The sequence below is a fragment of the Psychrobacter celer genome (assembly GCF_016107555.1).
In the GTDB taxonomy this organism is placed as follows: Bacteria; Pseudomonadota; Gammaproteobacteria; order Pseudomonadales; family Moraxellaceae; genus Psychrobacter; species Psychrobacter celer.
In genome coordinates this window covers 110,561-133,272 of sequence record NZ_JABASU010000002.1, presented here as the reverse complement: position 1 = coordinate 133,272, position 22,712 = coordinate 110,561, and the positions used below count along the sequence as shown (strand labels likewise).

Annotated in this window: 16 protein-coding genes; 4 read left to right on the top strand and 12 right to left on the bottom strand. The window is 48.3% G+C overall.

What is annotated here, in order from left to right:
- Nucleotides 1-27: 27 nt before the first annotated feature.
- From JFC05_RS02035 to JFC05_RS01985, 11 genes are all read right to left on the bottom strand, one after another.
- On the bottom strand, nucleotides 28-1,656 hold the full coding sequence (locus tag JFC05_RS02035; RefSeq protein ID WP_198335554.1) for a BCCT family transporter: 1,629 nt from the start codon (nucleotides 1,654-1,656) through the stop codon (nucleotides 28-30).
- 197 nt (nucleotides 1,657-1,853) lie between these two features.
- The gene (locus tag JFC05_RS02030) at nucleotides 1,854-3,503 is read right to left on the bottom strand and encodes a BCCT family transporter (RefSeq protein WP_198335553.1); all 1,650 of its coding nucleotides are present in this window, start codon (nucleotides 3,501-3,503) and stop codon (nucleotides 1,854-1,856) included.
- A gap of 131 nt (nucleotides 3,504-3,634) precedes the next feature.
- On the bottom strand, nucleotides 3,635-4,903 hold the full coding sequence (locus JFC05_RS02025; RefSeq protein WP_198335552.1) for a PQQ-dependent sugar dehydrogenase: 1,269 nt from the start codon (nucleotides 4,901-4,903) through the stop codon (nucleotides 3,635-3,637).
- 202 nt (nucleotides 4,904-5,105) lie between these two features.
- Nucleotides 5,106-7,703, bottom strand: coding sequence for an ATP-dependent chaperone ClpB (gene clpB / locus JFC05_RS02020; RefSeq protein ID WP_198335551.1), 2,598 nt, complete (start codon nucleotides 7,701-7,703; stop codon nucleotides 5,106-5,108).
- Between the two features lie 314 nt (nucleotides 7,704-8,017).
- Nucleotides 8,018-8,587 carry a L,D-transpeptidase family protein gene (locus tag JFC05_RS02015; protein ID WP_198335550.1) on the bottom strand — a complete coding sequence of 190 codons (570 nt, stop codon included), beginning with the start codon at nucleotides 8,585-8,587 and terminating at the stop codon, nucleotides 8,018-8,020.
- 96 nt (nucleotides 8,588-8,683) lie between these two features.
- Complete coding sequence (locus tag JFC05_RS02010) at nucleotides 8,684-9,460, bottom strand: SDR family NAD(P)-dependent oxidoreductase (protein ID WP_198335549.1); 777 nt, start codon at nucleotides 9,458-9,460, stop codon at nucleotides 8,684-8,686.
- 179 nt (nucleotides 9,461-9,639) lie between these two features.
- Complete coding sequence (locus JFC05_RS02005; RefSeq protein ID WP_198335548.1) at nucleotides 9,640-11,337, bottom strand: AMP-binding protein; 1,698 nt, start codon at nucleotides 11,335-11,337, stop codon at nucleotides 9,640-9,642.
- 355 nt (nucleotides 11,338-11,692) lie between these two features.
- On the bottom strand, nucleotides 11,693-12,853 hold the full coding sequence (locus JFC05_RS02000; RefSeq protein ID WP_198335547.1) for a DNA topoisomerase IB: 1,161 nt from the start codon (nucleotides 12,851-12,853) through the stop codon (nucleotides 11,693-11,695).
- Between the two features lie 192 nt (nucleotides 12,854-13,045).
- On the bottom strand, nucleotides 13,046-13,330 hold the full coding sequence (gene ppnP / locus JFC05_RS01995; RefSeq protein WP_192993871.1) for a pyrimidine/purine nucleoside phosphorylase: 285 nt from the start codon (nucleotides 13,328-13,330) through the stop codon (nucleotides 13,046-13,048).
- Nucleotides 13,331-13,373: 43 nt separating this feature from the next.
- A protein-coding gene (prfB, locus tag JFC05_RS01990) for a peptide chain release factor 2 (RefSeq protein ID WP_198335546.1) occupies nucleotides 13,374-14,469 on the bottom strand; the annotation gives its coding sequence in 2 pieces (ribosomal slippage) (nucleotides 13,374-14,396 and nucleotides 14,398-14,469; 1,095 coding nt in all).
- A gap of 105 nt (nucleotides 14,470-14,574) precedes the next feature.
- A complete protein-coding gene (locus JFC05_RS01985; protein ID WP_075101135.1) occupies nucleotides 14,575-15,282 on the bottom strand; it encodes an HAD family hydrolase in 708 nt (235 codons plus the stop codon).
- Between the two features lie 164 nt (nucleotides 15,283-15,446).
- On the opposite strand from JFC05_RS01985, the gene JFC05_RS01980 reads away from it, so the two are divergent.
- Nucleotides 15,447-15,893, top strand: a complete 447-nt coding sequence (locus tag JFC05_RS01980) for a hypothetical protein (RefSeq protein ID WP_198335545.1) — start codon at nucleotides 15,447-15,449, stop codon at nucleotides 15,891-15,893.
- Nucleotides 15,894-15,991: 98 nt separating this feature from the next.
- Here the strand turns inward: JFC05_RS01980 and JFC05_RS01975 are convergent, their stop codons facing one another.
- Nucleotides 15,992-16,528, bottom strand: a complete 537-nt coding sequence (locus tag JFC05_RS01975) for a gamma carbonic anhydrase family protein (protein WP_198335544.1) — start codon at nucleotides 16,526-16,528, stop codon at nucleotides 15,992-15,994.
- 448 nt (nucleotides 16,529-16,976) lie between these two features.
- Here JFC05_RS01975 and carA point away from each other — a divergent pair, with 448 nt between their 5' ends.
- The 3 genes from carA to greA all read left to right on the top strand — a co-directional run bounded on the left by carA (nucleotide 16,977) and on the right by greA (nucleotide 22,529).
- Entirely contained in the window at nucleotides 16,977-18,209 is a 1,233-nt protein-coding gene (gene carA, locus JFC05_RS01970; protein WP_198335543.1) for a glutamine-hydrolyzing carbamoyl-phosphate synthase small subunit, read from the top strand.
- Nucleotides 18,210-18,376: 167 nt separating this feature from the next.
- Nucleotides 18,377-21,640, top strand: coding sequence for a carbamoyl-phosphate synthase large subunit (gene carB / locus JFC05_RS01965; protein WP_198335542.1), 3,264 nt, complete (start codon nucleotides 18,377-18,379; stop codon nucleotides 21,638-21,640).
- A 409-nt stretch (nucleotides 21,641-22,049) separates the two neighbouring features.
- Nucleotides 22,050-22,529 (top strand): transcription elongation factor GreA, encoded by a 480-nt coding sequence (greA, locus tag JFC05_RS01960; protein ID WP_105245143.1) that lies wholly within the window; start codon nucleotides 22,050-22,052, stop codon nucleotides 22,527-22,529.
- The last annotated feature ends 183 nt before the right edge of the window (nucleotides 22,530-22,712 follow it).

The window sequence follows — 22,712 nt, the reverse complement described above, 5'->3', positions numbered from 1 at the left end:
TAACTAGCGGCCAAATTGCGGACAGGCCTAGTTACCCTTAACGATGTCTGGCGGACCTTCTAGTAGCTCTTCATCCGCAAACTCATTGGCGGTATTGTGCTCAATCGACTCATCAGTGATAAAGCGCTGTTCGGCACGATACAGTATCAGCTCATCACGGTTGAACCCACGTATCATGGCATACAACATGACAAATACCACGATAGCAAAGGGAAACCCTGCGACGATAGCCGCCGCTTGCAAGGCGCCAAGCCCGCCCGCTGCCAACAAAATAGCCGCTACCAGACCTTGCGTAATGGCCCAAAACAAACGCTGAATCTTAGGCGGATTGGTATCGCCGCCAGCAGTCAGCATGTCAATGACAAAGCTGGCCGAATCTGATGAGGTCACAAACCACAATACAATCATCAGAACGATCAACATCGTCGTGGCTTTGGTAAATGGATAAAACTCCATCAGCTTAAAGATGGCGCTACCATAATCGTTTTGTACCACCTCGATAAACCCAGGGTTACCGATCAGCTCCATGTCTACTGCGACACCGCCAAAGGTCGTGAACCAGAAAAATAAAATAATCATCGGAATAAATAACACGCCGAGCAAAAACTCACGAATGGTACGACCACGAGAGATACGCGCGATAAACACCCCGACAAATGGTGACCAGCTGATCCACCATGCCCAGTAAAATATTGTCCATGAAGACTGCCAATCACCTTTACTATAGGCCTCACTCCAAAAGCTGAGCTGGACGATGTTTTGTATATAGTTGCCGGTGTTTTCGACCAAGCTGTCCATGATGTACTGTGTGGGTCCCATGATAAAAGCAAACCCTAACAACACAAAGGTCAAAACAATATTGGTATCACTTAGGCGTTTGATACCCTTATCCAAGCCCATTAGCAATGAGCCGCAGGCAAGTATGGTGATAAAGGCAATTAAGATCACCTGTATGGTGACAGAATTAGGTAAACCAAATAACCCCTCAAGTCCAGAGTTAATCTGCAATACGCCAAAACCCAAGGTAGTAACCACGCCAAACATGGTACCAAAGACCGCTAGTGTATCGACCGTATGTCCCCACTTGCCATAGATCTTTTGGCCCAATATCGGGTAGAGACTAGAGCGAATCGATAAAGGCAAGCCACGGCGAAAATGAAAGTAAGCCAATGACAACGCCACGATGGCATAAATAGCCCAAGCGTGTATCCCATAATGCAAAAATGAGATATTCATCGCTTGTTTGGCAGCCTCTACTGTCTCAGCCTCACCCAGTGGCGGCGACATAAAGTGATAGACGGGCTCTGCGGTGCCCCAGTACATGATGCCGATACCGATACCCGCTGAAAACAGCATACCTATCCAAGATGGCAGGCTATATTGCGGGGTTTCGGTTTGATGACCTAAGCGGATATCACCGTATTTGCTAAAGATTAAATACAAACACAGCCCCACGGCCACGTTCATTAAAATAATAAACATCCAACCAAAGCGGTTGGTGATAAAGCTTTGTGCACTAGTAAATATCGTATCTGCTAGCTCATGAAACAAAGCGCCGAATATAATAAACCCCACAATCAATATTGCAGACGCAATAAACACCGGTTTATTTACTCGCGGAAAAGGCCCTAAGCGACCTATTTTGAGTTCACTCATCTTAGTTATCCAATATGTTAGGGTGAGTTACCTTAACAATATGTTACCCATTTATCAAACCTAGCCCTCAATTGTTAAGTTTTGATACAAAAAAAATAGCCCTGAATTCTCAGAGCTATTGTGGCATGACTGTTTAATAGGTGACTTAACACAGTGAATTAGCACTGTTTTTTGCGGCGCTAGCCTGTACATAAACACTAGTCACCTTTGACAATCTTTGGCGGCCCCTTTAGTAACTCTTCATCGACAAACTCATCAGCGGTATTGCGATCGATAGACTCATCCGTAATATACTGCTGCTGCGCGCGGTACAAAATCAAGCGATCACGGCTCAAACCGCGCCATAACGAATACATCATCACAAAGATGACCAATGCAAATGGCAGACCTGCAACGATGGCAGCGGCTTGTAATGCGTCCAATCCACCTGCAGCCAACAAAATCGCCGCGATTAAACCTTCCATCGTCGCCCAAAACAAACGCTGAATCTTGGGTGGATTGGTATCGCCGCCAGCAGTCAGCATGTCTATGACAAAACTGGCCGAGTCAGAGGAAGTCACAAACCACAGGACAATCATGATGACGAGCAACAACGTAATTGGCTTGGTCAGTGGATAGTACTCAATCAGTCTAAAAATCGCACTGCCGAAGTCTGCATTTACCGCGTCGACCAATCCTGGACTCACCAAAGCGGGATCAAGGGCGGCGAGCAGCTCCATATGGATGGCCACCCCGCCAAAGGTGGTAAACCAAAAAAACAAAATCGTCATGGGAATGAGCAGCACGCCAAGGGTAAACTCACGAATGGTACGACCACGGCTAATACGTGCGATAAACACCCCAACGAACGGCGACCAGCTAACCCACCATGCCCAATAAAAAATCGTCCAGCTACTTTGCCAATCGGTATTGCTATACGCCTCGCCCCAAAAGCTCAGTGGCACCATAGCGGCCAAATAGTTTCCGACGTTTTCAAAAAAGCTATCAAAGATAAATAGTGTCGGGCCCAAAACCACCATAAAAGCCAGTAGCAAGCCTGTCAGACCCATATTGATATCACTTAAGCGCTTGATACCTTTATCAAGGCCCAACATCAGCGAACCACAAGCCAGCAGCGTGATAAAGGCAATAATGGCAAACTGCAAACCGACACTGTTAGGAAAACCAAATAGGTTTTCGAGGCCTGAGTTGATCTGCATCACCCCCAACCCCAGCGAAGTGACTACCCCAAACATCGTGCCAAATACCGCTAAAACATCGACAGTATGGCCCCAGCGTCCATAGATTTTTTGCCCCAATATCGGATACAGAGTCGAGCGTATAGACAGCGGCAACCCCCGTCTAAAGTGGAAGTACGCTAAAGATAGCGCCACGATGGTATAAATCGCCCATGCATGCAGCCCCCAATGCAAAAACGAGAAGTTCATCGCTTGCTTGGCAGCCTCCACGGTCTCAGCCTCACCCAGCGGTGGTGCCATAAAATGATATAACGGCTCGGCGGTGCCCCAATAAACCAGCCCAATACCGATACCTGCTGAAAACAGCATACCTATCCAAGAGACCAAGCTATATTGCGGACGCTCCGTCTGTTTACCCAAACGTATATCACCATAACGACTTGCGATCAGATATAGGCAAAATACCAGCGCCACGTTCATCAATAGAATAAAGAACCAACCGAAGTTGGTGGTGATAAAGCTTTGTAAAAACCCAAATAGTGCGCCTGCCGCTTCTGTAAAGAGCACCCCAAATATAATAAAGCCAACAATCAAAATACTTGATGTGATAAAGACTGGCTTATTGACCCTTGGGAAAGGACCCATTCTTTCAACTTTTACGTCATTCATCCGTTAATATCTCACCTCCTAAAGAAGCTTACCTTAACAAACCAACCTTTATTTATCAATTAATTACACAATTTCACTCAATAAAGATACCGCTAAAACACAGCTGGTACTATATTTTTATTTTGGTTTTATTAAAGAGGTTGCCGACTGACCAACTGTAACAGTTTGGCATCCTTGCCGTCTTCGAGCAGCCACACTCGCCCATCGACGGTCAACACACTACGCATCCGCTCCCCCATATCGTACCGATAACGCTCACCTGCTTTCTTACTGCCATTGTTGCTGTCAAGGCGCACCACCATCAGCGCTTGTGAAGACAAACCACTGATAAGCGCACACCCTTGCCATGCAGGAAAGTCGTTATGACGGCCAGATGCGTAAATGCTCATTGAGGACGGTGAGATAACAGGCGTCCAAGTGATATGAGGCGCAGCAAAATCAGGCCGCGTATCATGATCAGGAATATCAGTCCCATTATAATTGCGGCCGTTTGAGACGACCGGCCAGCCGTAGTTACGGCCTTTTTTGATCAAATTAAACTCATCACCGCCGCGCGGCCCCATCTCATGCGCCCAAAGTCTGCCTGCATCGTCAAATACCATACCAAGGACATTGCGATGACCTATCGACCAAAACTGCTTGGCAACCTCGTGCTTATCTTCGGTAAATGGGTTGTCCTTTGGCACAGAGCCATCTGGATGTAGCCGTATGATTTTTCCCAAGTTGCCACTCATGTCCTGCGCGGGGGCTTTTTGTTGGCGATCGCCCGAGCTGATATATAGATACTGACCATCAGGGGAGAAGAGCAAACGATGGCTATAGTGACCTTGACCGCGTACCTTTGGGGCTTGCTCCCAGATAGGCATCAGCGCTTGTAAGCTTGGCGTCTCAGTATCCAGCCCCATTAGTCCCGCTTTGATGACTTTTGCCCCATACTTGCCGCTATCGCCGCCTGTACCTGCCTCAGCATAACTGAGATATATCTGCTTAGAGGTAGAAAAATCAGGCGCTAGGATGACGTCACCCAGACCGCCCTGTCCGCCATAGGCTACTGCCGGTATACCCGCCACGGCTGTCTTGCTACCCGTGGCAGTATCAACGACAAACAGCTCGCCGGTCTTTTGAGTCACCAAGAGCTTGGGGGACTCATTATCCGCCGTTGGTAGCGCCGTCATTGCCCAAGGCTCATCAAAGATGGCGAGCGCTTTTGTATCAAAGATAGGTTTTTCGGTATTGGCCGCCAAATCGCGCGCTGTGGCTTGGCCTTCTTTGTATTCTGTCAGATCGGCGTCGGTATTGACGGCTGCAGGATTGGAGCATGCAGAGGCACTAAACAGCAATGACGCTACCACGAGCGATAGTAGCAACGGCATTTTTATTCTTTTTTTAATAATAGTCATCCTGATTTACCTCCCTAATCTTGCCGTCTTTTTATGTGCTTTATCATTATTTATACCACAATCAAGGTGTGTAAACAGTAAATAATGTTGACACAAAAAAACCCCTTACCTGACCATATAAAAATAGGCAGATAAGGGGTTTGGATTTTTCATTAGCTAGCAGAGACCGCTAAACTAACTCAATGAAAAACAAGCGCTTGATTTAGCTCATTCTGAGCTTATCAAATGTCAGCTGATCATCTGCGTCGACATCAACTTTGATGATATCACCTGCGACAAAGTCACCAGCCAATAGCTTTAATGACAATGGGTTTTCGATCTCTTGCTGGATCGCACGTTTTAGTGGACGCGCGCCATACACAGGATCGTAACCAACAGCGACTAGTTTGTGCATCGCATCGGGTGACAGCTCGATATCCATCTCACGCTCTTGGAGACGCTGACGTAGACGCTGCAACTGAATGTCAGCAATACCAGCCATCTGCGACATACCAAGCGGATGGAATACCACAATCTCATCGATACGGTTGATAAACTCTGGGCGGAAATGCTGTCCGACCGAATCCATCACCTCAGACTTGATGTCTTCATAGCTCTCGCCGACCATCTCTTGGATTTTGTGTGAGCCTAAGTTACTGGTCATCACAATCACCGTGTTTTTGAAGTCGACCACGCGGCCTTGTGAGTCGGTCAAACGTCCATCGTCTAACACTTGTAGCAAGATATTAAACACATCAGGATGCGCTTTTTCGACCTCATCAAACAATATCACGCTATAAGGCTTACGGCGTACCGCTTCGGTCAAGGTGCCGCCTTCTTCATAACCGACATAGCCTGGAGGCGCGCCCACTAAGCGGCTGACGCTGTGTTTCTCCATATACTCACTCATGTCGATACGGATGATGGCATCCTCACTATCAAACAAGAAGTTGGCCAGTGATTTGGTCAGCTCAGTTTTACCAACCCCCGTAGGCCCTAAGAATAAGAACGAACCCGATGGGCGGTTGGGATCAGACAACCCAGCTCGGCTACGGCGCACAGCGTTGGCGACTGCTTCGACTGCTTCATCTTGACCGATGACGCGCTCATGCAGCTTGTCTTCCATCGCCAGCATCTTGTCACGCTCGCCTTGCAGCATTTTGCTGACAGGAATTCCCGTCGCGGCTGCCACCACCTCTGCGATCTCGTTGTCCGTGACTTTATTACGCAGCAGTTTGGCACCGCCATTATCACCTGCTAGCTCTTTTTGCTCGGCCAAATCAGACTCTGTGATACGGCGCTCAAGCTGTGGAATCGTCTCGTACTGCAGCTTACTCATGGTTTCATAGTCGCCTTCGCGGCTGGCTTTGTCATAAGCGATACGCGCTTTGTCCAGCTCGTCTTTTAGCTGCTGAGAGCCTTTTACCAGCGCTTTTTCCGCTTGCCAAATCTCATTGAGATCGGCGTACTCTTTTTCTAGCTCCTCGATTTGGCTATCAAGCACTTTACGCTCTGCTTGTGCGCCGGCATCTTCTTCGTTTTTGAGTACTTCGCGCTGCATTTTTAGCTGAATCAAACGGCTATCGAGCTTACCGAGTGCTTCAGGCTTACTGTCCATCTCCATACGTAGGCGACTGGCTGCTTCATCGATTAAATCAATCGCTTTATCAGGCAATTTGCGATCGGTAATATAACGATGGCTCATGCGCGCTGCGGCAATAATCGCGCTGTCTTGAATATCGACACCGTGATGCAGCTCATAACGCTCTTTTAGACCACGCAGAATGGCAATGGTGTCTTCAACCGTTGGCTCATCGACCAATACTTTTTGGAAACGGCGCTCAAGGGCGGCATCTTTTTCGATAAATTGACGATACTCGTCCAAGGTCGTTGCACCGACGCAGTGCAGCTCACCGCGCGCCAGTGCAGGCTTTAGCATATTGCCTGCATCCATCGCGCCCTCTGACTTACCCGCGCCGACCATGGTATGCAGCTCATCGATAAATAAAATGACATTGCCCTCTTGCTTGGCAAGGTCGCTAAGCACGCCTTTGAGACGCTCTTCGAACTCACCGCGGAACTTAGCACCAGCAATCAATGCACCTAAATCTAATGACAGAACTTCTTTATTACGAAGCCCTTCTGGAACATCCTTTTGGATGATTTTTTGTGCTAGGCCTTCGACGATGGCTGTCTTACCGACACCCGGTTCACCGATGAGCACGGGGTTGTTTTTGGTGCGGCGCGAGAGCACCTGAATGGTACGGCGAATCTCTTCGTCACGGCCAATGACCGGATCAAGCTTACCCATCTCGGCTTGTTCGGTTAGGTTAATGGTGTATTTATTGAGCGCATCACGCTGATCTTCGGCATTTTGATTGTCCACCGTTTCGTCTCCACGTAATTTTTCGATCACAGCCTTTAACTGACTGGCTGTCACGCCTGCACTTTCAAAGATTTTTTTGGTCTCGCCTTGTTCAGCAAGTGCCAATAGCACCCATTCAGTGGCAATAAATTCATCACCTACCTTCTGCGCTTGGCGATCGGCTAGGTTTAAAATCTTCACTGAGTTTGGATTTAGGTTGACATCACCTGTCGGCTCGCTAATTGTCGCTTGATTATCGAGCGCTTTGGCCACGCCATTTTTTAGCGCCGGAATGGATGCGCCGGCCTGCTGACAGATCGCGATGTTTGACTCATCTTGTAGCAGTACAGCAAGCAGATGCACAGGGTCTATGCCTGTGTGATCATGTCCTAACGCTAAGCTTTGCGCTTCTTGTATTGCAGATTGCAACTTTTGGGTAAATTTCTCAAATCTCATATTGTTATCCTTTGATAATTTATCATGGCAACAGGCTTTTATAAGTATTAGGTTAGCCCGTTTGCCTTTGGTTGCTATCTATATAAGGTATAGTGACAGTCATTTCAAGCGAAAAACAATAAAAAACCTTACTATTAGCAATGATATAAAGACTAGTTTATTAATAAGTATTTATCAGTGCTATTTCAAGAATTTTCACAGAAAAATCAGTACCTAAATAAGAGTTTATTGCTAATAAAAAAGCGCTTGCCCTATCCAGAACAAACGCTTTTTTATTAGTATAATGAGCTGATGAGACGATAAAAAAAGCTAAGCTATTCTACAATTTCAATCGGCATTCCTGCTTTGTATACGCTCATAATCTCATCCATCTCATCATTAGTCACCGCAATACATCCATCCGTCCAATCACGCTGCTGCATAATAGCCGCCAGATGACCAAGGCCGTTTTTTTGTCCATGAATCATAATATCACCACCCGCACTGACCCCGCGTTTTTTGGCTTGGGCTTTATCAGCGGCGTTAGGATAACTGACGTGGATGGAGCGATAGTAGTTAGAGTTTTCGTTTTTATAATCAAGAATATAACTCCCTGTCGGTGTGCGCTCGTCGCCTTCTTGGCGCTTATGTCCCACTGGGCTATCCCCTAAAGCAATGTGATAAGTTTTGATTACTCGATCGCCACTTAATAGCTTTAATACCCGCTCGGACTTATCGACATAGACTTTATCGATAGTGACATCTGTATGGATAGCTTGATTGTGCTTGCTGCTATTTTTGGCCAAGGCCAGCGCGCTCACACTTATCATACTAACGACTATCAGCGTCAGAGTAGCCAAAGAGAAGGGTTTGGTTTTGCGAGATGACAGGCGAGAAAGTGACATAGAAATTGCTTCTTATTAAGTGAGCTTAGTCACAAGATAACAGATCTCTATGCCAAGGTTTGTACAGAAGTTATGAATAGAAAAAGAGCTAAGCGATCAGACCATACGAATCGCGCCATCTAAGCGTATCACTTCGCCGTTTAGGTAGGCGTTATCAATGATATGCGTGACCAATTTGGCAAACTCGTTTGGAGCACCCAAACGCTTAGGATACGGCACACCTGCTTCTAACTGTTCGCGCGCCTTTTCGGGAATGGTGTCCATCATCGGTGTGGCAAACACACCAGGCGCGATGGTCATGACTCTGATGCCGTGGCGCGACAGCTCGCGTGCAAGCGGCAAGGTCAGCCCGACCACCCCAGCTTTTGATGATGAATAGCTGGCTTGCCCAACTTGTCCATCAAAGGCGGCGATAGAGGCGGTATTGATGATAATACCGTTGTCTGCGTTTGATGCGTAAGCGCCAGCTGCCACACGCTTAGCAATGCTAGCCGCTACCAAACGTGCGACGTTAAAAGACCCCACGAGATTGATATGAACCCCGCGGCTAAACGCCTCTAGATCGGCAGGTTGGTTTTCACGATCGAGTAGCTTTTGTACCACCGCAATGCCCGCACAGTTGATAGAGCCTTGCAGACCGCCAAAGGCTCGTTCGGCGATGTCTACTGCTGCTTGCACATCCTCGCCACTGGTGATATCACAGCGTACAAAACGGCTATTTGCGCCTAGCTCATCAGTCAGTGCTTGTCCTGCCGATTCATTTAAATCGGCGATGACCACCTTGCCGCCTTGAGCGACGATCGCCCGTACCACGGCTTCGCCAAGGCCTGATGCACCGCCCGTTACCAAAAAGCTGTGTTTTTCAATTTGCATAATCCTTCCTTTTATTTGTCAGGTATTCTTTGCATGTAGTCTTTATAGTGTACGGAAAAATATTTGAGACAATGCATGATGCATTGCTCATCTTAAGCTAACATGGCCAATAAGGCAGCGACTGACGTACAGTCGCCCATAATATGGCCGCGTCTTGATATCGTCGCGTTTTTCTTGGCTTATGCCGCAGACAAACTGCGCAGCAAAAAGCGCTGAATCTTGCCACTTGGGGTCTTGGGCAATGCTGCCACAAACTCAACGTCACGCGGATAGGCGTGTGTCGATAGACGCTTGCGTACCAGGGCTTGTATTTCTTTGGCCAGCTCATCTGAGCCTTCGATGCCGTCCTTTAGCACCACATACGACTTGATGGTATGACCGCGCACTTCATCAGGTACGCCGACGGCCGCCGACTCTGCCACCGCATCATGCTCCAGTACGGTGTTTTCGACATCAGTCGGCCCCACACGGTAGCCTGCGGTGATGATGATGTCATCATCACGCCCTGAGAACCAATAGCTACCGTCACTATGACGTTCGACCACATCGCCTGTTAGGTAGTAATCACCGACAAAGGCGTCTTTTTCATTCCAGCTATAACCACGGAAATAAAACGCGGGCGACTGACTGACCACCACCGCCAGCTGGCCTTGCTCACCATCAGGCAAGACATTCATGTCATCATCCAACACGACGAGGGTATGCCCTGGAAGCGCCATACCCATTGAGCCGACAGGACACTCATGGGTCAAAGCATGGTGCTCGCAGCACGTCATTCCCGTCTCAGTTTGTCCATATTGGTCACAGACTTTGCAGTTTAGATAAGTCTCCACCCAGTTGACGACCTCGGTATTTAGGGTCTCGCCTGCCGAGTTGGCGCAGCGTAGGGATAGCGCGGCATCGCTATCATCATGCGCCCGCTCAAACACGCCGCTGGATTTCATCATACGAAAGGCAGTGGGCGAGGAGGCCAAATTGGTAATCTTATGACGCGCCATAAAGTCGCGCGTGTTTTCTGCATCAAATCCTGACTCATTAAAATGGGTGGTGATGCCCATCAGCAACGGCCCTGTAATGGCATAATACAACCCATAGGCCCAGCCAGGATCGGCCATATTCCAGTAATTATCATCGGCGCGCAAATCGATGGCATAACGCATATATAGATAAAAAGCCGAGAGCGCGCTGAGAGGAACGCTGACGCCCTTAGATTTACCGACGGTCCCAGAAGTAAACATCTGCAAAAATGGCGCATCTGTATCCAAGAGCACAGGCGCCGCCGTAGATGACTGCGCTGCTACCACCTCCTCATAACGATCGTCACCCCAGCCATGGTCCTGCTGGCTATCATTGCCGCCCACCAAGACCATTTTGGTTTGTTCAGCCAAATCCTCAAACTTGCCGCGGTTCTCAAGGTTGGTAAATACCACTTTGGTATTGGCCTTATCCATACGGTATTTGATCGACTCATAGCCAAAAGCGGTAAATAACGGCTGATACACGGCACCAATACGCCATGTCGCCAATACAATAGTCAGCAGCTCAGGTGTGCGCGGCAGCATGGTCGCCACTTGATCGCCAGCTTGCACACCATATGACTGGAGCAGGTTGGCAACGTGACCACTGGCCTTATCAAGCTCAGCGAAGCTTAGGCGCGTGACGTTGCCTGCTGTGTCTTCGTGTACGAGTGCGAGATGCTCACCCCGCCCATCACGCACATGGCGCCCGCAGCAGGCCATGTAAGCATTTCGCTGGTCGTCCAGATGCTCGCCATATATTTCGGTCAATAAGTTATTGATATTAAAGTTTTGATAATAATCGCGGTAGTGTGGGCGCGTATCGGTGTGAGTTGTCGTGGGGGTCGATGAGGTAGTCATAAGCCAATCCTTTAGCACTTGCAGGTCATTGATGACAAGTGACAACAGCGGCGCATGACATCATGGATCAAAATGCTCGTGAATCAAAACACCACTGTCTCACTTGTAAAACCGCCCTATCCTATGGGCGGTTTTTATTGTCTATACGCTATTAGTAACGCATTTTACTTATTATTTCAATACATAACGTATCATTTTTATATTATTTTTTTCTGCTGGTATTATTCTTTCTACGTAGTTTTTATCTATTTAGTTTCTATATAGTCATGACCGTTCAGCGCAATTGCATATGACTTATCATCTCATCGCCATGGCAGGCTTATGCGACATAACGTCTCATTGCTAAGCCCACAAGTTATTGCCAAGTACACAGGCAGCTTAATAGCGCTTTTTCTTCACAGCTTTGGTGCTTTTTGCTACGGCCACGTCGGGCGTGTTTGTATGTTTCAAAAAACTGACCTGCCAAAAACCGTTCGATAAGCATCGGATGAATATAAGAAGCACGGCATACCGCTGGCGTATTGCCAAGCTCTTCGGCCACGCTCTTCACCATATCGGTAACCAGCTGCTGACGCGCCTTGCTAGCAGGGGCGCTGGCTAAGATTGTCCGGCCTGCCGAGGTCTGCAACTCATCATACAGATAGCTCGCTGCCAGTACACTGGCCATCCAAGTACGAAAGTCCTTTGCACTGTACAATCTGCCCGATGCAAGACCCATCAAGTCCTCGCTGCTCGGCTGTTTGTGCGCCTCTGTAGCCGCACACAGATGACGGCGCAAGTAGTCATTGACATCGCTGCTATCCACAACTTGCTTGTCACCATTTTCATCTAAATATTTAAAAATCTGATACCCTGGCAGCTCACTACAGGCTTGCACAATTTCAATCAAGCGCTCGTCTTGCAGCTCGATATGGTGCTCTTTGGCACTTTTGCCGACAAAGTCAAACGCCAGACCGTTATCCGTCTCGCTCACGTGCTTACTGCGCAGCGTACTCAGCCCATAGCTTTTATTCATCTTTGCATAGCGACTATTACCGATACGAATGAGGGTAGTTTCCAATAACTTGACCACGGCGGCTAATACATTGGCGCGTGATAACGGCGCAGCTTCTAGATCTTTTTCGACTTGCTCGCGCAGCGTGGGCAACGCAGTCGCAAACCCTATCATCGCGGCAAACTTGGCGTGATCGCGCACGCGGTTCCACTCCGGATGATACAGGTACTGCTTGCGCGCTTTGTCATCGCGGCCTGTCGATTGCAGATGGCCTTTTTCGTCTTGGCATATCCACACCTCTGACCACATCGGCGGTATCACCAGCGCATCAAAGCGCTGACGCAGCGCTTTGTCTTTTACCGTCTTGCCTGCCGCATCACGATAGGTAAAGCCGCGACCCCAACGCCGACGGGTAAACCCAGGCTCATCGTCGCTGACATAACGCAGGTTTGCCAAGCGTGCTAAATGTTCATAATCATGGCGTACATCTTGCGGGGTTGTTTGCTGGTCTAACTTCGCCATAAAAAATACTCGATTGATAAAATAGACGCTTTAGCATAATTAATGGCGGTTTTTTTTGCTGTTTGTTTGCCACAAGCAAAGTGTAATACTGTGTAAATAGCCGTCCAATTACCATAAAAAAAACGCCAAGCATTTAATACTTGGCGTTTTTTATGGCTAGTGTCAATATGACGACGACAAATCTAAAAAGCTTTATTTACCATAAGTACATAAATAAGCGGTCTCAACCTCTACTTTTACGCCAAACTTCTGATTGGCTTCAACGGTAAATGACTCGCCAGCATCAAAGGTCTGCCATTCGCTACTTTCTGGCAGTTTAACGGTCAACGCGCCGCTCACCACACTCATGGTCTCAAATTCGCTGGTGCCAAATTCATACTCCCCAATTTCCATCACGCCGACAGTCGCTGGCAGAGTGGCTGTCTGAAAGGCGATCGACGTGACTTTATCGTCAAAATAACTATTTACGCTTGGCATAAATTTTCCTTAAGTAATGGTGTTTAAAATGTGTTGATAAACCTTACAGTCCTGCTTTAAGGCTGGCTTCGATGAATTGATCGAGATCACCATCGAGTACCGCGCTGGTATTAAACGTCTCAACGCCAGTACGCAAGTCCTTGATACGTGAGTCATCGAGCACATACGAGCGAATTTGACTACCCCAGCCGACGTCAGACTTATTGTCTTCGACCGCTTGCTGTTTTTCCATACGTTTTTGCATCTCAAGCTCATAAAGCTTGGCGCGCAGCATTTTCATGGCAGTGGCTTTGTTGCCATGCTGGCTACGCTCGTTTTGGCACGTGACCACCACGCCAGTTGGCTCGTGGGTAATACGCACCGCAGAATCAGTGGTGTTGACGTGCTGACCACCCGCGCCCGATGAGCGGTAGGTATCGATACGCAGATCGGCCGGATTAATATCAATCTCGACGTTGTCGTCAATCTCAGGCGAAACAAAAACAGCGGCAAATGACGTATGACGGCCATTGTTGCTATCAAATGGTGACTTACGCACTAGGCGATGCACACCAATCTCGGTACGCAGCCAGCCAAACGCATAGTCGCCTTTGATCTCGATCGTCGCTGATTTAATCCCAGCGACACTACCAGACGACACTTCGATGACATCGACCTTAAAGCCATGTGACTCCGCCCAACGCGTGTACATCCGTAGCAGCATCTCGGCCCAGTCTTGTGCTTCGGTACCGCCACTACCCGACTGAATGTCTAAGTAGCAGTTGTTTGGGTCCATCTCGCCGCTAAACATACGGCGAAACTCCAAGTCCGCCACACGCGTCTCGGCACTATCTAGCTCGCTTTGCACGTCCGCTAGCAGTGACTCGTCCTCTGCCTCGACCGCCAGCTCGAGCATGGCAGAGGCATCTGCCAAGGTAGTCTCAAGCGATATCACCACGTCGATGACACCATCAAGCTGACTTTTTTCTTTATTAATCTTGGTCGCGCGCTCAGGATCGTTCCATAGCTCGGGATTTTCTAATTCCAAATTGATTTCTTCTAGGCGCTCTTGCTTACCATCGAAGTCAAAGATACCTCCGAAGATCCTGTCCTCGCTCAGATAAGTCTTTGATTTTTTCTTGATACGGATTGATTTCCATAAATAGTCCTGTTTTTTTGCTAAAAAATAAAGGTCGCACTCGGGCGCTATTTTAAATGAGATTTCGGTTACATAATGGATTAATTGTACGCTGACTGGTAGCGGCTCATTGACCAGCCTCAATCGACCAATCTTCGACCGCCCAACGATGCGCCAGCGCATGAGCATGCAGCGCGTCATCAGGAGACACGCAGACTGCGACGTCCGCCCATTCTAGCAGCGGGATGTCATTTTTAGAATCTGAATACGCGTAAGTTTTTTCAAAGCGAACGCCAGCGAGCTGCTGCTTATTTAGCCACTTATCGAGATGATAAATCTTACCTTCTTTAAAGTTTGGCTTGTCGGTTAGCTTGCCGGTATAGCGGGCGTCCTTTATCTCAAGCGGCGTCGATAATACATTGCCAGCCTCAACCCCAAAACGCTTTGCGATGGCAGACACCACAAAATCATTGGTCGCGGAGATTATCACCACATCATGCCCTTTTTCCACATGCTGACAGAGCACCTCCATCGCTTTTGGGCGGATGTGCGGCTCGATCTCAGACTTGATATAGTCTTCGCGTAACGCGTGTAGCCTCTCCATCGGTAAGCTACTCAAAAACTGGGCGACAAACTCATTGTACTCAGTGGCATCGAGCGTGCCTTCGATATAGTCCTGATAAAACTTTTGATTGGCCGTACGATATTCGGCCTCATCGACCAGATTGTGCTTGACGATATACTCGCCCCAAAGATAGTCGCTATCGACATCGAGCAAAGTATGATCCAAATCAAAAAGCGCCAGTTCTTTTGCTATCGGTTGTGCTGCCTGCATAATAAAGCCTTATGGTGAGTGATAAAACGATGATTGGTAAAGAAGGGTTAAAAGTTGGGTGATAGTTAGTGGCACCCCATCTTCCATGACTCGGTAATATTTCGTGAATACGACTGTTTAGCAAACAAAATTATGCTAACTTTATAATAAAAACAGAGAAGCTTATGAAAACGCCCAATCCCCAGTCCACCACCGCTCGTCGACCGAGACGCCCTGCCCGCTCTATCAAAGAAATTAGGCGGCGGCAACGAGGAGAGGATTATCAGTCTCCGATGGCACGTATCTTATACGCGCTCTTGACAGCTTTGCTTTATGGCGCTGGCGGGTTGTTTATCGATCTTGCTATCGTCGTGATTCGCTCTTTATTCAATCTAGGCACGGGCGATATTTTTTGGTTGTTTACGCCCATCCTGCTGGTTTTGGGTGCCATTATTGGGTTTTTTGTCGGCAAAAACGCCGGTGCCGAGAGCGTCAATGCCTTACACAATCAACAAGCTGGCAATAACGCTTATCTCAACGACTACTCTATACGCCATGATATCTTTCGAGGTCTGATGATCGGTATTGCTATCTTTGCGGCTATTTGGCTGGTCATGATGCTCATGACGTAAATACGCGCAACCACAATGTCAGCGACGATAATACGAACAACGGACAAAATGAGAAACGACAAAATGAGCCACTCATATCCGCCGTTCATTACTTCTTATCATTCAGGCATGGCTATTTCTTTGAGGCCAGTTTTAAACTTCTGACAGCGCTCACTATAGTGCATGGCCGATAGTTTTAACATCGCTGCTTGCTCATCCGTTAGGGTTTTCACCACTTTGGCCGGTGCGCCCATGACCAGTGAGTTGTCTGGGATTTCCTTACCTTCTGTGACTAAGGCTTTGGCACCGATGATGCAGTTTTTACCGATTTTGGCATGATTCAGCACCACCGCACCGATTCCGACTAAACTATTATCGCCAATCTCGCAGCCGTGCAACATTGCCAAATGCCCAATCGTCACATAGTTACCTATTTTGACTTCGATACCTGCATCGGTATGGATGACGCTGTTTTCTTGTACATTACTATAGTCACCGATATGAATGCGCTCGTTGTCACCGCGAATCACCGCACCAAACCAGACGCTGGCTTGATGCCCCAAATACACATCACCAATCACTTGTGCGCTATCAGCCACCCAGCCATGAAAGGGGCTAGCAAATTCAGGGGTTTTGTCTATATACTGGTAAATCATAATGGTTCCTTGTCCTACTAAAAAACGCTTCGGTTAATTGGTCGATGTTGCGGTTCATGATGTTACGACTCATTGTGGCAAAGACAACTGTAGAAATCCAGCGCTATTCATCGTAGCCGCTCGCCCATCTGGCCAACTTAATTCTGACAACTTGGCACAGCGCTTGTACTGTGTTAAAAATCAGCTGGCTATCTGCGTCTACATTGTATATAATGCGCAAAATCTGTGCCTAAGCGAGCGGACATGATGCAAGTTACCTATTCACTACCTAGTGAGTTTTGTAGTTTCCATCGATAATGTCTTCTCGCTTTTTTGTGGGCAACTTTTGTGTGCAGCCTATATTTTTCTTGAGGTTTATTATTTCCAAGACCTTAAAAACAAAGGCTTTACACCGACAGCCAACCACAAGCATCGTCACAGAACTCACAAATAATAGCGGAGGCAAACCTTGAATTCATCGGCAGAAATACAAGCAATTTTGGCACTAGCAGACGGTACGATCTTTCGCGGTGTCAGTATCGGTAGCCTTGGTCATCGTGTCGGTGAGGTGGTGTTTAATACAGCCATGACAGGGTATCAAGAAATCCTAACTGACCCAAGCTACGCGCGCCAGTTGGTCACCCTTACCTATCCGCACATTGGTAACACCGGCACCAACAGTGAAGACAGCGAATCTGGCAACACCCATAAAGTATGGGCAGAAGGTCTGATTATCCGTGATGCCACTATGGCAACCTCAAGCTTTCGTAATACCGAATCATTAACCGATTACCTCACGCGCAATGATACGGTCGCGATTGCCGATATCGACACCCGTAAGCTGACGCGCATCCTACGTGATCAAGGGGCGCAGCATGGCTGCATCATGACTCCAGCCGAAGGCAACACCATCACCCCTGATGACGAGCAAAAAGCGATTGAATTGGCACAAGAGTTTGCCGGCATCAAAGGCATGGACTTGGCAAAAGAATGCTGCACTAAAGAAAACTTCGAATGGACAGCGGGGACGTGGGATTTGTCCGACACACTGCTAAACCGTGATGCACCCGGTAGCCATGATAGCGGTACAGGCGGCTTTTTTAAGCAGCTTGGCACTCACATCGACTCTAAATACAACGTCGTCGCTTATGACTTCGGTAGTAAAACCAACATCCTGCGTATGCTGGTCGACCGCGGCTGTCATGTGACGGTGGTACCAGCGCAAACGCCGATTGCAGACGTACTGGCGATGAACCCAGACGGTATCTTTTTATCCAATGGCCCCGGCGACCCTGCCGCCTGTGACTATGCTATCGACGCGGTACGTCACATCATCACCGAGACAGATATTCCGACCTTTGGTATCTGCCTAGGCCATCAGCTGATTGGTCTGGCCAGCGGCGCTAGCACCATCAAGATGAAAACTGGTCATCATGGCGCCAACCATCCTGTACAAGATTTGGCCACAGGGACGGTGATGATTACCAGTCAAAACCATGGTTTTGCTGTCGATGAAGACACGCTACCTGACAACGTCAAATCGACTCACCGTTCACTGTTTGATGGTACCAACCAAGGTATTGAGCTGATCGACAAGCCAGTATTTAGCTTCCAAGGTCACCCAGAGGCCAGCCCTGGCCCGCATGATGCTGCGCCGCTGTTTGATAAGTTCGCTGAGATGATGGCAGCTGCTAAATCTTAAGCGGCCAAAGATTAAAGAATGGATATTGACCCATAAATAATAAATATAACGCTTGAAGCACCGAGGGTGGTTCAAGCTACACCATATCAAACACGATAAGCTGAACTGACAATATCGTTATATTATAGATTACTCAAAATATCATCCAAACGAAGGTAGCCCTAACTATGCCAAAACGTACCGACATAAAAAGCATTCTTATCATTGGCGCAGGCCCTATCGTCATCGGCCAAGCATGTGAGTTTGACTACTCAGGCGCGCAGGCGTGTAAAGCGCTACGCGAGGAAGGCTACCGCGTCATCTTGGTCAATTCAAACCCTGCGACCATCATGACCGACCCTGTGATGGCCGATGCCACCTATATCGAGCCAATTACTTGGCAAACAGTCGAGCAAATCATCGCCAAAGAGCGCCCTGATGCTATTTTGCCGACGATGGGCGGCCAAACGGCGCTGAACTGCGCGCTGGATTTGGACAAGCACGGCATCCTTACCAAATATAACTGCGAGCTGATTGGCGCGACCAAAGACGCGATTGAGATGGCAGAGGATCGTGAGCTGTTTGACCAAGCCATGAAGCGTATCGGCCTTGAGTGCCCACGCGCCGAAACCGCTGAAACCATGGAAGAAGCCTTTGCTACCCAAGAAAAAATGGGCTACCCATGTATCATTCGTCCGTCATTCACCATGGGCGGCTCAGGCGGCGGTATCGCCTACAACCGCGATGAATTTATCGAAATCTGCGAGCGCGGTTTTGATTTATCACCCAACCATCAGCTGCTTATCGATGAATCACTCATCGGCTGGAAAGAGTATGAGATGGAAGTGGTGCGTGACAAAAACGACAACTGCATCATTATTTGTGCGATTGAGAACTTTGACCCCATGGGCGTACACACGGGCGACTCTATCACTGTCGCGCCTGCGCAGACTTTGACCGATAAAGAATACCAAATCATGCGTAATGCCTCGCTTGCGGTACTGCGTGAGATTGGCGTCGAAACTGGCGGCTCAAACGTGCAGTTCGGTATTAACCCAGACACGGGCCGTATGGTCGTCATCGAGATGAACCCTCGCGTATCACGCTCGTCTGCCCTTGCCTCAAAAGCCACGGGTTTTCCGATTGCCAAAATCGCTGCAAAGTTAGCCGTTGGTTATACCCTAGACGAATTGCAAAATGACATCACAGGCGGCAAAACGCCAGCTAGCTTTGAGCCGGCGCTTGACTATGTCGTCACCAAAATCCCGCGTTTTAACTTTGAAAAATTCCCACAATCGGACAATATCCTCTCGACGCAAATGAAGTCAGTCGGTGAAGTCATGGCAATCGGCCGTAACTTCCAAGAGTCCATGCAAAAAGCCCTGCGCGGCATGGAAACAGGCTCAGACGGCTTTGATGAGCAAATCGATTTGACAAAAGTGCCGGCTGACAAAGCGCGTTCTGAGATTATCAACCGTCTAACCATCCCAACGCCTGAGCGCATTTATTATCTGGCTGATGCCTTTCGCGTCGGTATGAGTGTCGATGACGTCTTTAATTACACCAAAATTGACCCATGGTTTTTGGTACAGATCGAAGACATCGTCAAAACTGAAGCACAGGTTAAAACCTTAGGCTTTGGCGGCTTGAACGCTGAAAACATGCGTAGCTTTAAGCGTAAAGGCTTATCAGACCTGCGTTTGGCCAAGCTGCTCGGCATATCACAAAAGCAATTACGCAAAAAACGCTGGGATTTAGCCATTTATCCAGTCTACAAGCGCGTCGATACCTGTGCGGCAGAATTTGCCACCAGCACCGCCTACATGTACTCAACTTATGACAGCGAATGCGAGGCCAACCCAACCGATAAGAAAAAAATCATGGTGATCGGCGGTGGCCCTAACCGTATCGGTCAAGGGATTGAGTTTGACTATTGCTGTGTCCATGCTGCCCTCGCCATGCGCGAAGACGGCTATGAAACCATCATGGTCAACTGTAACCCAGAAACCGTCTCGACCGATTATGACACCTCAGACCGCCTCTACTTTGAGCCAATCACGCTAGAAGACGTGCTAGAGATCGTCCGTATCGAAAACCCAGACGGCGTCATCGTGCAGTTTGGCGGACAGACACCATTGAAACTGGCGCGCGCGTTAGAATCTGCTGGCGTAAAAATCATCGGTACCAGCCCTGATGCCATCGACCGCGCTGAAGACCGTGAGCGCTTCCAGCACATGATTCAGCAGCTAAACCTCGTGCAGCCATCAAACGCGCTAGCGACCAGCCTAGAAGACGGCTTGGTGAAAGCCAAAGACGTCGGCTATCCGTTAGTCGTTCGCCCATCATACGTCTTGGGTGGCCGCGCAATGGAAATCGTCTATAACGAAGACGAGCTAAAACACTACTTGCGTACCGCTGTACAAGCATCAAACGAAGCGCCCGTCCTATTAGACCGCTTTTTAGATGATGCCATCGAAGTCGATGTCGACTGTGTTTGTGACGGCACTGATGTGGTGATCGGTGGTATCATGCAGCATATCGAACAAGCAGGCGTCCACTCTGGCGACTCGGCATGTTCATTACCGCCTTACTCATTATCGGATGAGCTTTGCGATACCATGCGTGCGCAGACGGTAGCGATGGCAAAAGAGCTTGGCGTGGTCGGCCTAATGAACGTCCAATTCGCGGTAAAAGGTAACACCGTTTACATTCTAGAAGTGAACCCACGTGCCGCTCGTACCGTGCCGTTTGTCTCTAAGTGCATTGGCACCTCATTGGCGCAAGTGGCAGCGCGCTGTATGGCTGGCACGTCATTAAAAGATCAAGACTTTACTACCGAGATTGTTCCTTCGTTTTACGCAGTAAAAGAAGCGGTCTTCCCGTTTGCCAAGTTCCCGGGGGTCGATCCTATCTTGAGCCCTGAGATGAAATCGACTGGTGAGGTCATGGGCGTTGGTAAAACCTTTGGCGAAGCGTTTTATAAGGCCATTATCGGTAGTAACGAGCGCCTGCCAGGCCTGCCTGTTGAAGGCGAAACCAAAACGGCCTTTATCTCGGTTCGTGATAGCGACAAGGCACAAATCGCCCCTATCGCGCGTCAGCTTGCTGATTTTGGCTTTAATATCGTCTCAACGACGGGCACGCAAAAGGTGCTCAGCGAAGCCGGTATTGCCAGCACTCAGATCAACAAAGTCACCGAAGGTCGTCCGCATATCGTTGATGCCTTGAAAAACGGCAAAATCGACCTTATTATAAATACGACCGAGGGTAAGCAGGCGCAAGAGGATTCATTCTCTATCCGCCGCAGCGCGCTACAGAATAAAGTGTTTTATGTCACGACCTTAGGTGCAGCGGATGCTGTCTGTAAATCTTATGCCATCGACTTGCCATTTGATGTCTATAAGCTACAAGATTTGCACGAGCAAGCAAAGGTGGTTGACGCGGCCCAATAATTTCAGTAGATTAAGCATTATCGTCAAGCAAATAAAACGCAGCGACAAAACGTGTCAAGCGTTTTGATACGACAATAATGCTTGAGAAGACGTTTACCAAGATAGACCCAAAAAGCATAGTGGCTAAACTGCGACTATGCTTTTTATTATGTAAGATCACACGCGCATCTACCCGTTGGTAAATGCGTCGACCCATGATCTGTTTAACCTTTTCGTACCATGTATAAAGATCAGCAGAGCCAGTCAGACATGAGCAAGGACTACCCGTCGTAGCCTGCGCTGCGTTTGCCACCGCTCCTCGTATCTTTATGCTTGATACAATATAACTCTTTATATATCAAACCCATTGCAACAACACAGACACCATCTCATCTGAGGTGGTGTGGTGTTATTGGTTTAAGGAAAAAACATGCAACGTTACCCCATGACTCCCCAAGGACACGCGGCGCTAGAAGCCGAACTAAAACAGCTAAAAAGTGTCGATCGCCCTCGTATCACCGCCGCCATCGCCGAAGCCCGCGAGCACGGTGATCTAAAAGAGAACGCTGAATACCATGCGGCACGCGAGCAGCAAGGGTTTTGTGAAGCGCGTATTCGCGACATCGAAGCCAAGCTCGGCGCCGCACAGGTCATTGACCCGACGACCCTGCCAAACGATGGTCGAGTGGTATTCGGTGTGAGCGTAGTCATCGAAAACATGGATACCGAAGAAGAAAAACAATACAAAATCGTCGGTGACGATGAAGCGGATTTTAAAGCAGGCAAAATCTCTGTCAACTCACCCATCGCTCGCGGTCTGATTGGCAAGTTTGAAGGTGATGAAGTACGTATCGAAACGCCAAAAGGTATGGTGGAGTACGAAATTATGAAAGTCATCTATGACCAATAGCGCCCATTTTTATCTGCTTAGGGCGTGTTGAAAATTCAACCATAGCACTGACAGAGACTATTTGTGAATGTTCAACACGCCCTAATAAGTAGCAGGTATTATAGAAGCCTTTTTTATAGCAGTTACACAATGCCACTTTTATACTCAATTTGTTTTGCCGCATAATCATGACAAGTTTGCGTG

Excerpts from the sequence above, each read along its gene's own strand:
- JFC05_RS02035 (WP_198335554.1), bottom strand. The coding sequence starts at position 1,656 with ATGAGTGAACTCAAAATAGGTCGCTTAGGGCCTTTTCCGCGAGTAAAT.
- JFC05_RS02030 (WP_198335553.1), bottom strand. The coding sequence starts at position 3,503 with ATGAATGACGTAAAAGTTGAAAGAATGGGTCCTTTCCCAAGGGTCAAT.
- JFC05_RS02025 (WP_198335552.1), bottom strand. The coding sequence starts at position 4,903 with ATGACTATTATTAAAAAAAGAATAAAAATGCCGTTGCTACTATCGCTC.
- clpB (WP_198335551.1), bottom strand. The coding sequence starts at position 7,703 with ATGAGATTTGAGAAATTTACCCAAAAGTTGCAATCTGCAATACAAGAA.
- JFC05_RS02015 (WP_198335550.1), bottom strand. The coding sequence starts at position 8,587 with ATGTCACTTTCTCGCCTGTCATCTCGCAAAACCAAACCCTTCTCTTTG.
- JFC05_RS02010 (WP_198335549.1), bottom strand. The coding sequence starts at position 9,460 with ATGCAAATTGAAAAACACAGCTTTTTGGTAACGGGCGGTGCATCAGGC.
- JFC05_RS02005 (WP_198335548.1), bottom strand. The coding sequence starts at position 11,337 with ATGACTACCTCATCGACCCCCACGACAACTCACACCGATACGCGCCCA.
- JFC05_RS02000 (WP_198335547.1), bottom strand. The coding sequence starts at position 12,853 with ATGGCGAAGTTAGACCAGCAAACAACCCCGCAAGATGTACGCCATGAT.
- ppnP (WP_192993871.1), bottom strand. The coding sequence starts at position 13,330 with ATGCCAAGCGTAAATAGTTATTTTGACGATAAAGTCACGTCGATCGCC.
- JFC05_RS01985 (WP_075101135.1), bottom strand. The coding sequence starts at position 15,282 with ATGCAGGCAGCACAACCGATAGCAAAAGAACTGGCGCTTTTTGATTTG.
- JFC05_RS01980 (WP_198335545.1), top strand. The coding sequence starts at position 15,447 with ATGAAAACGCCCAATCCCCAGTCCACCACCGCTCGTCGACCGAGACGC.
- JFC05_RS01975 (WP_198335544.1), bottom strand. The coding sequence starts at position 16,528 with ATGATTTACCAGTATATAGACAAAACCCCTGAATTTGCTAGCCCCTTT.
- carB (WP_198335542.1), top strand. The coding sequence starts at position 18,377 with ATGCCAAAACGTACCGACATAAAAAGCATTCTTATCATTGGCGCAGGC.
- greA (WP_105245143.1), top strand. The coding sequence starts at position 22,050 with ATGCAACGTTACCCCATGACTCCCCAAGGACACGCGGCGCTAGAAGCC.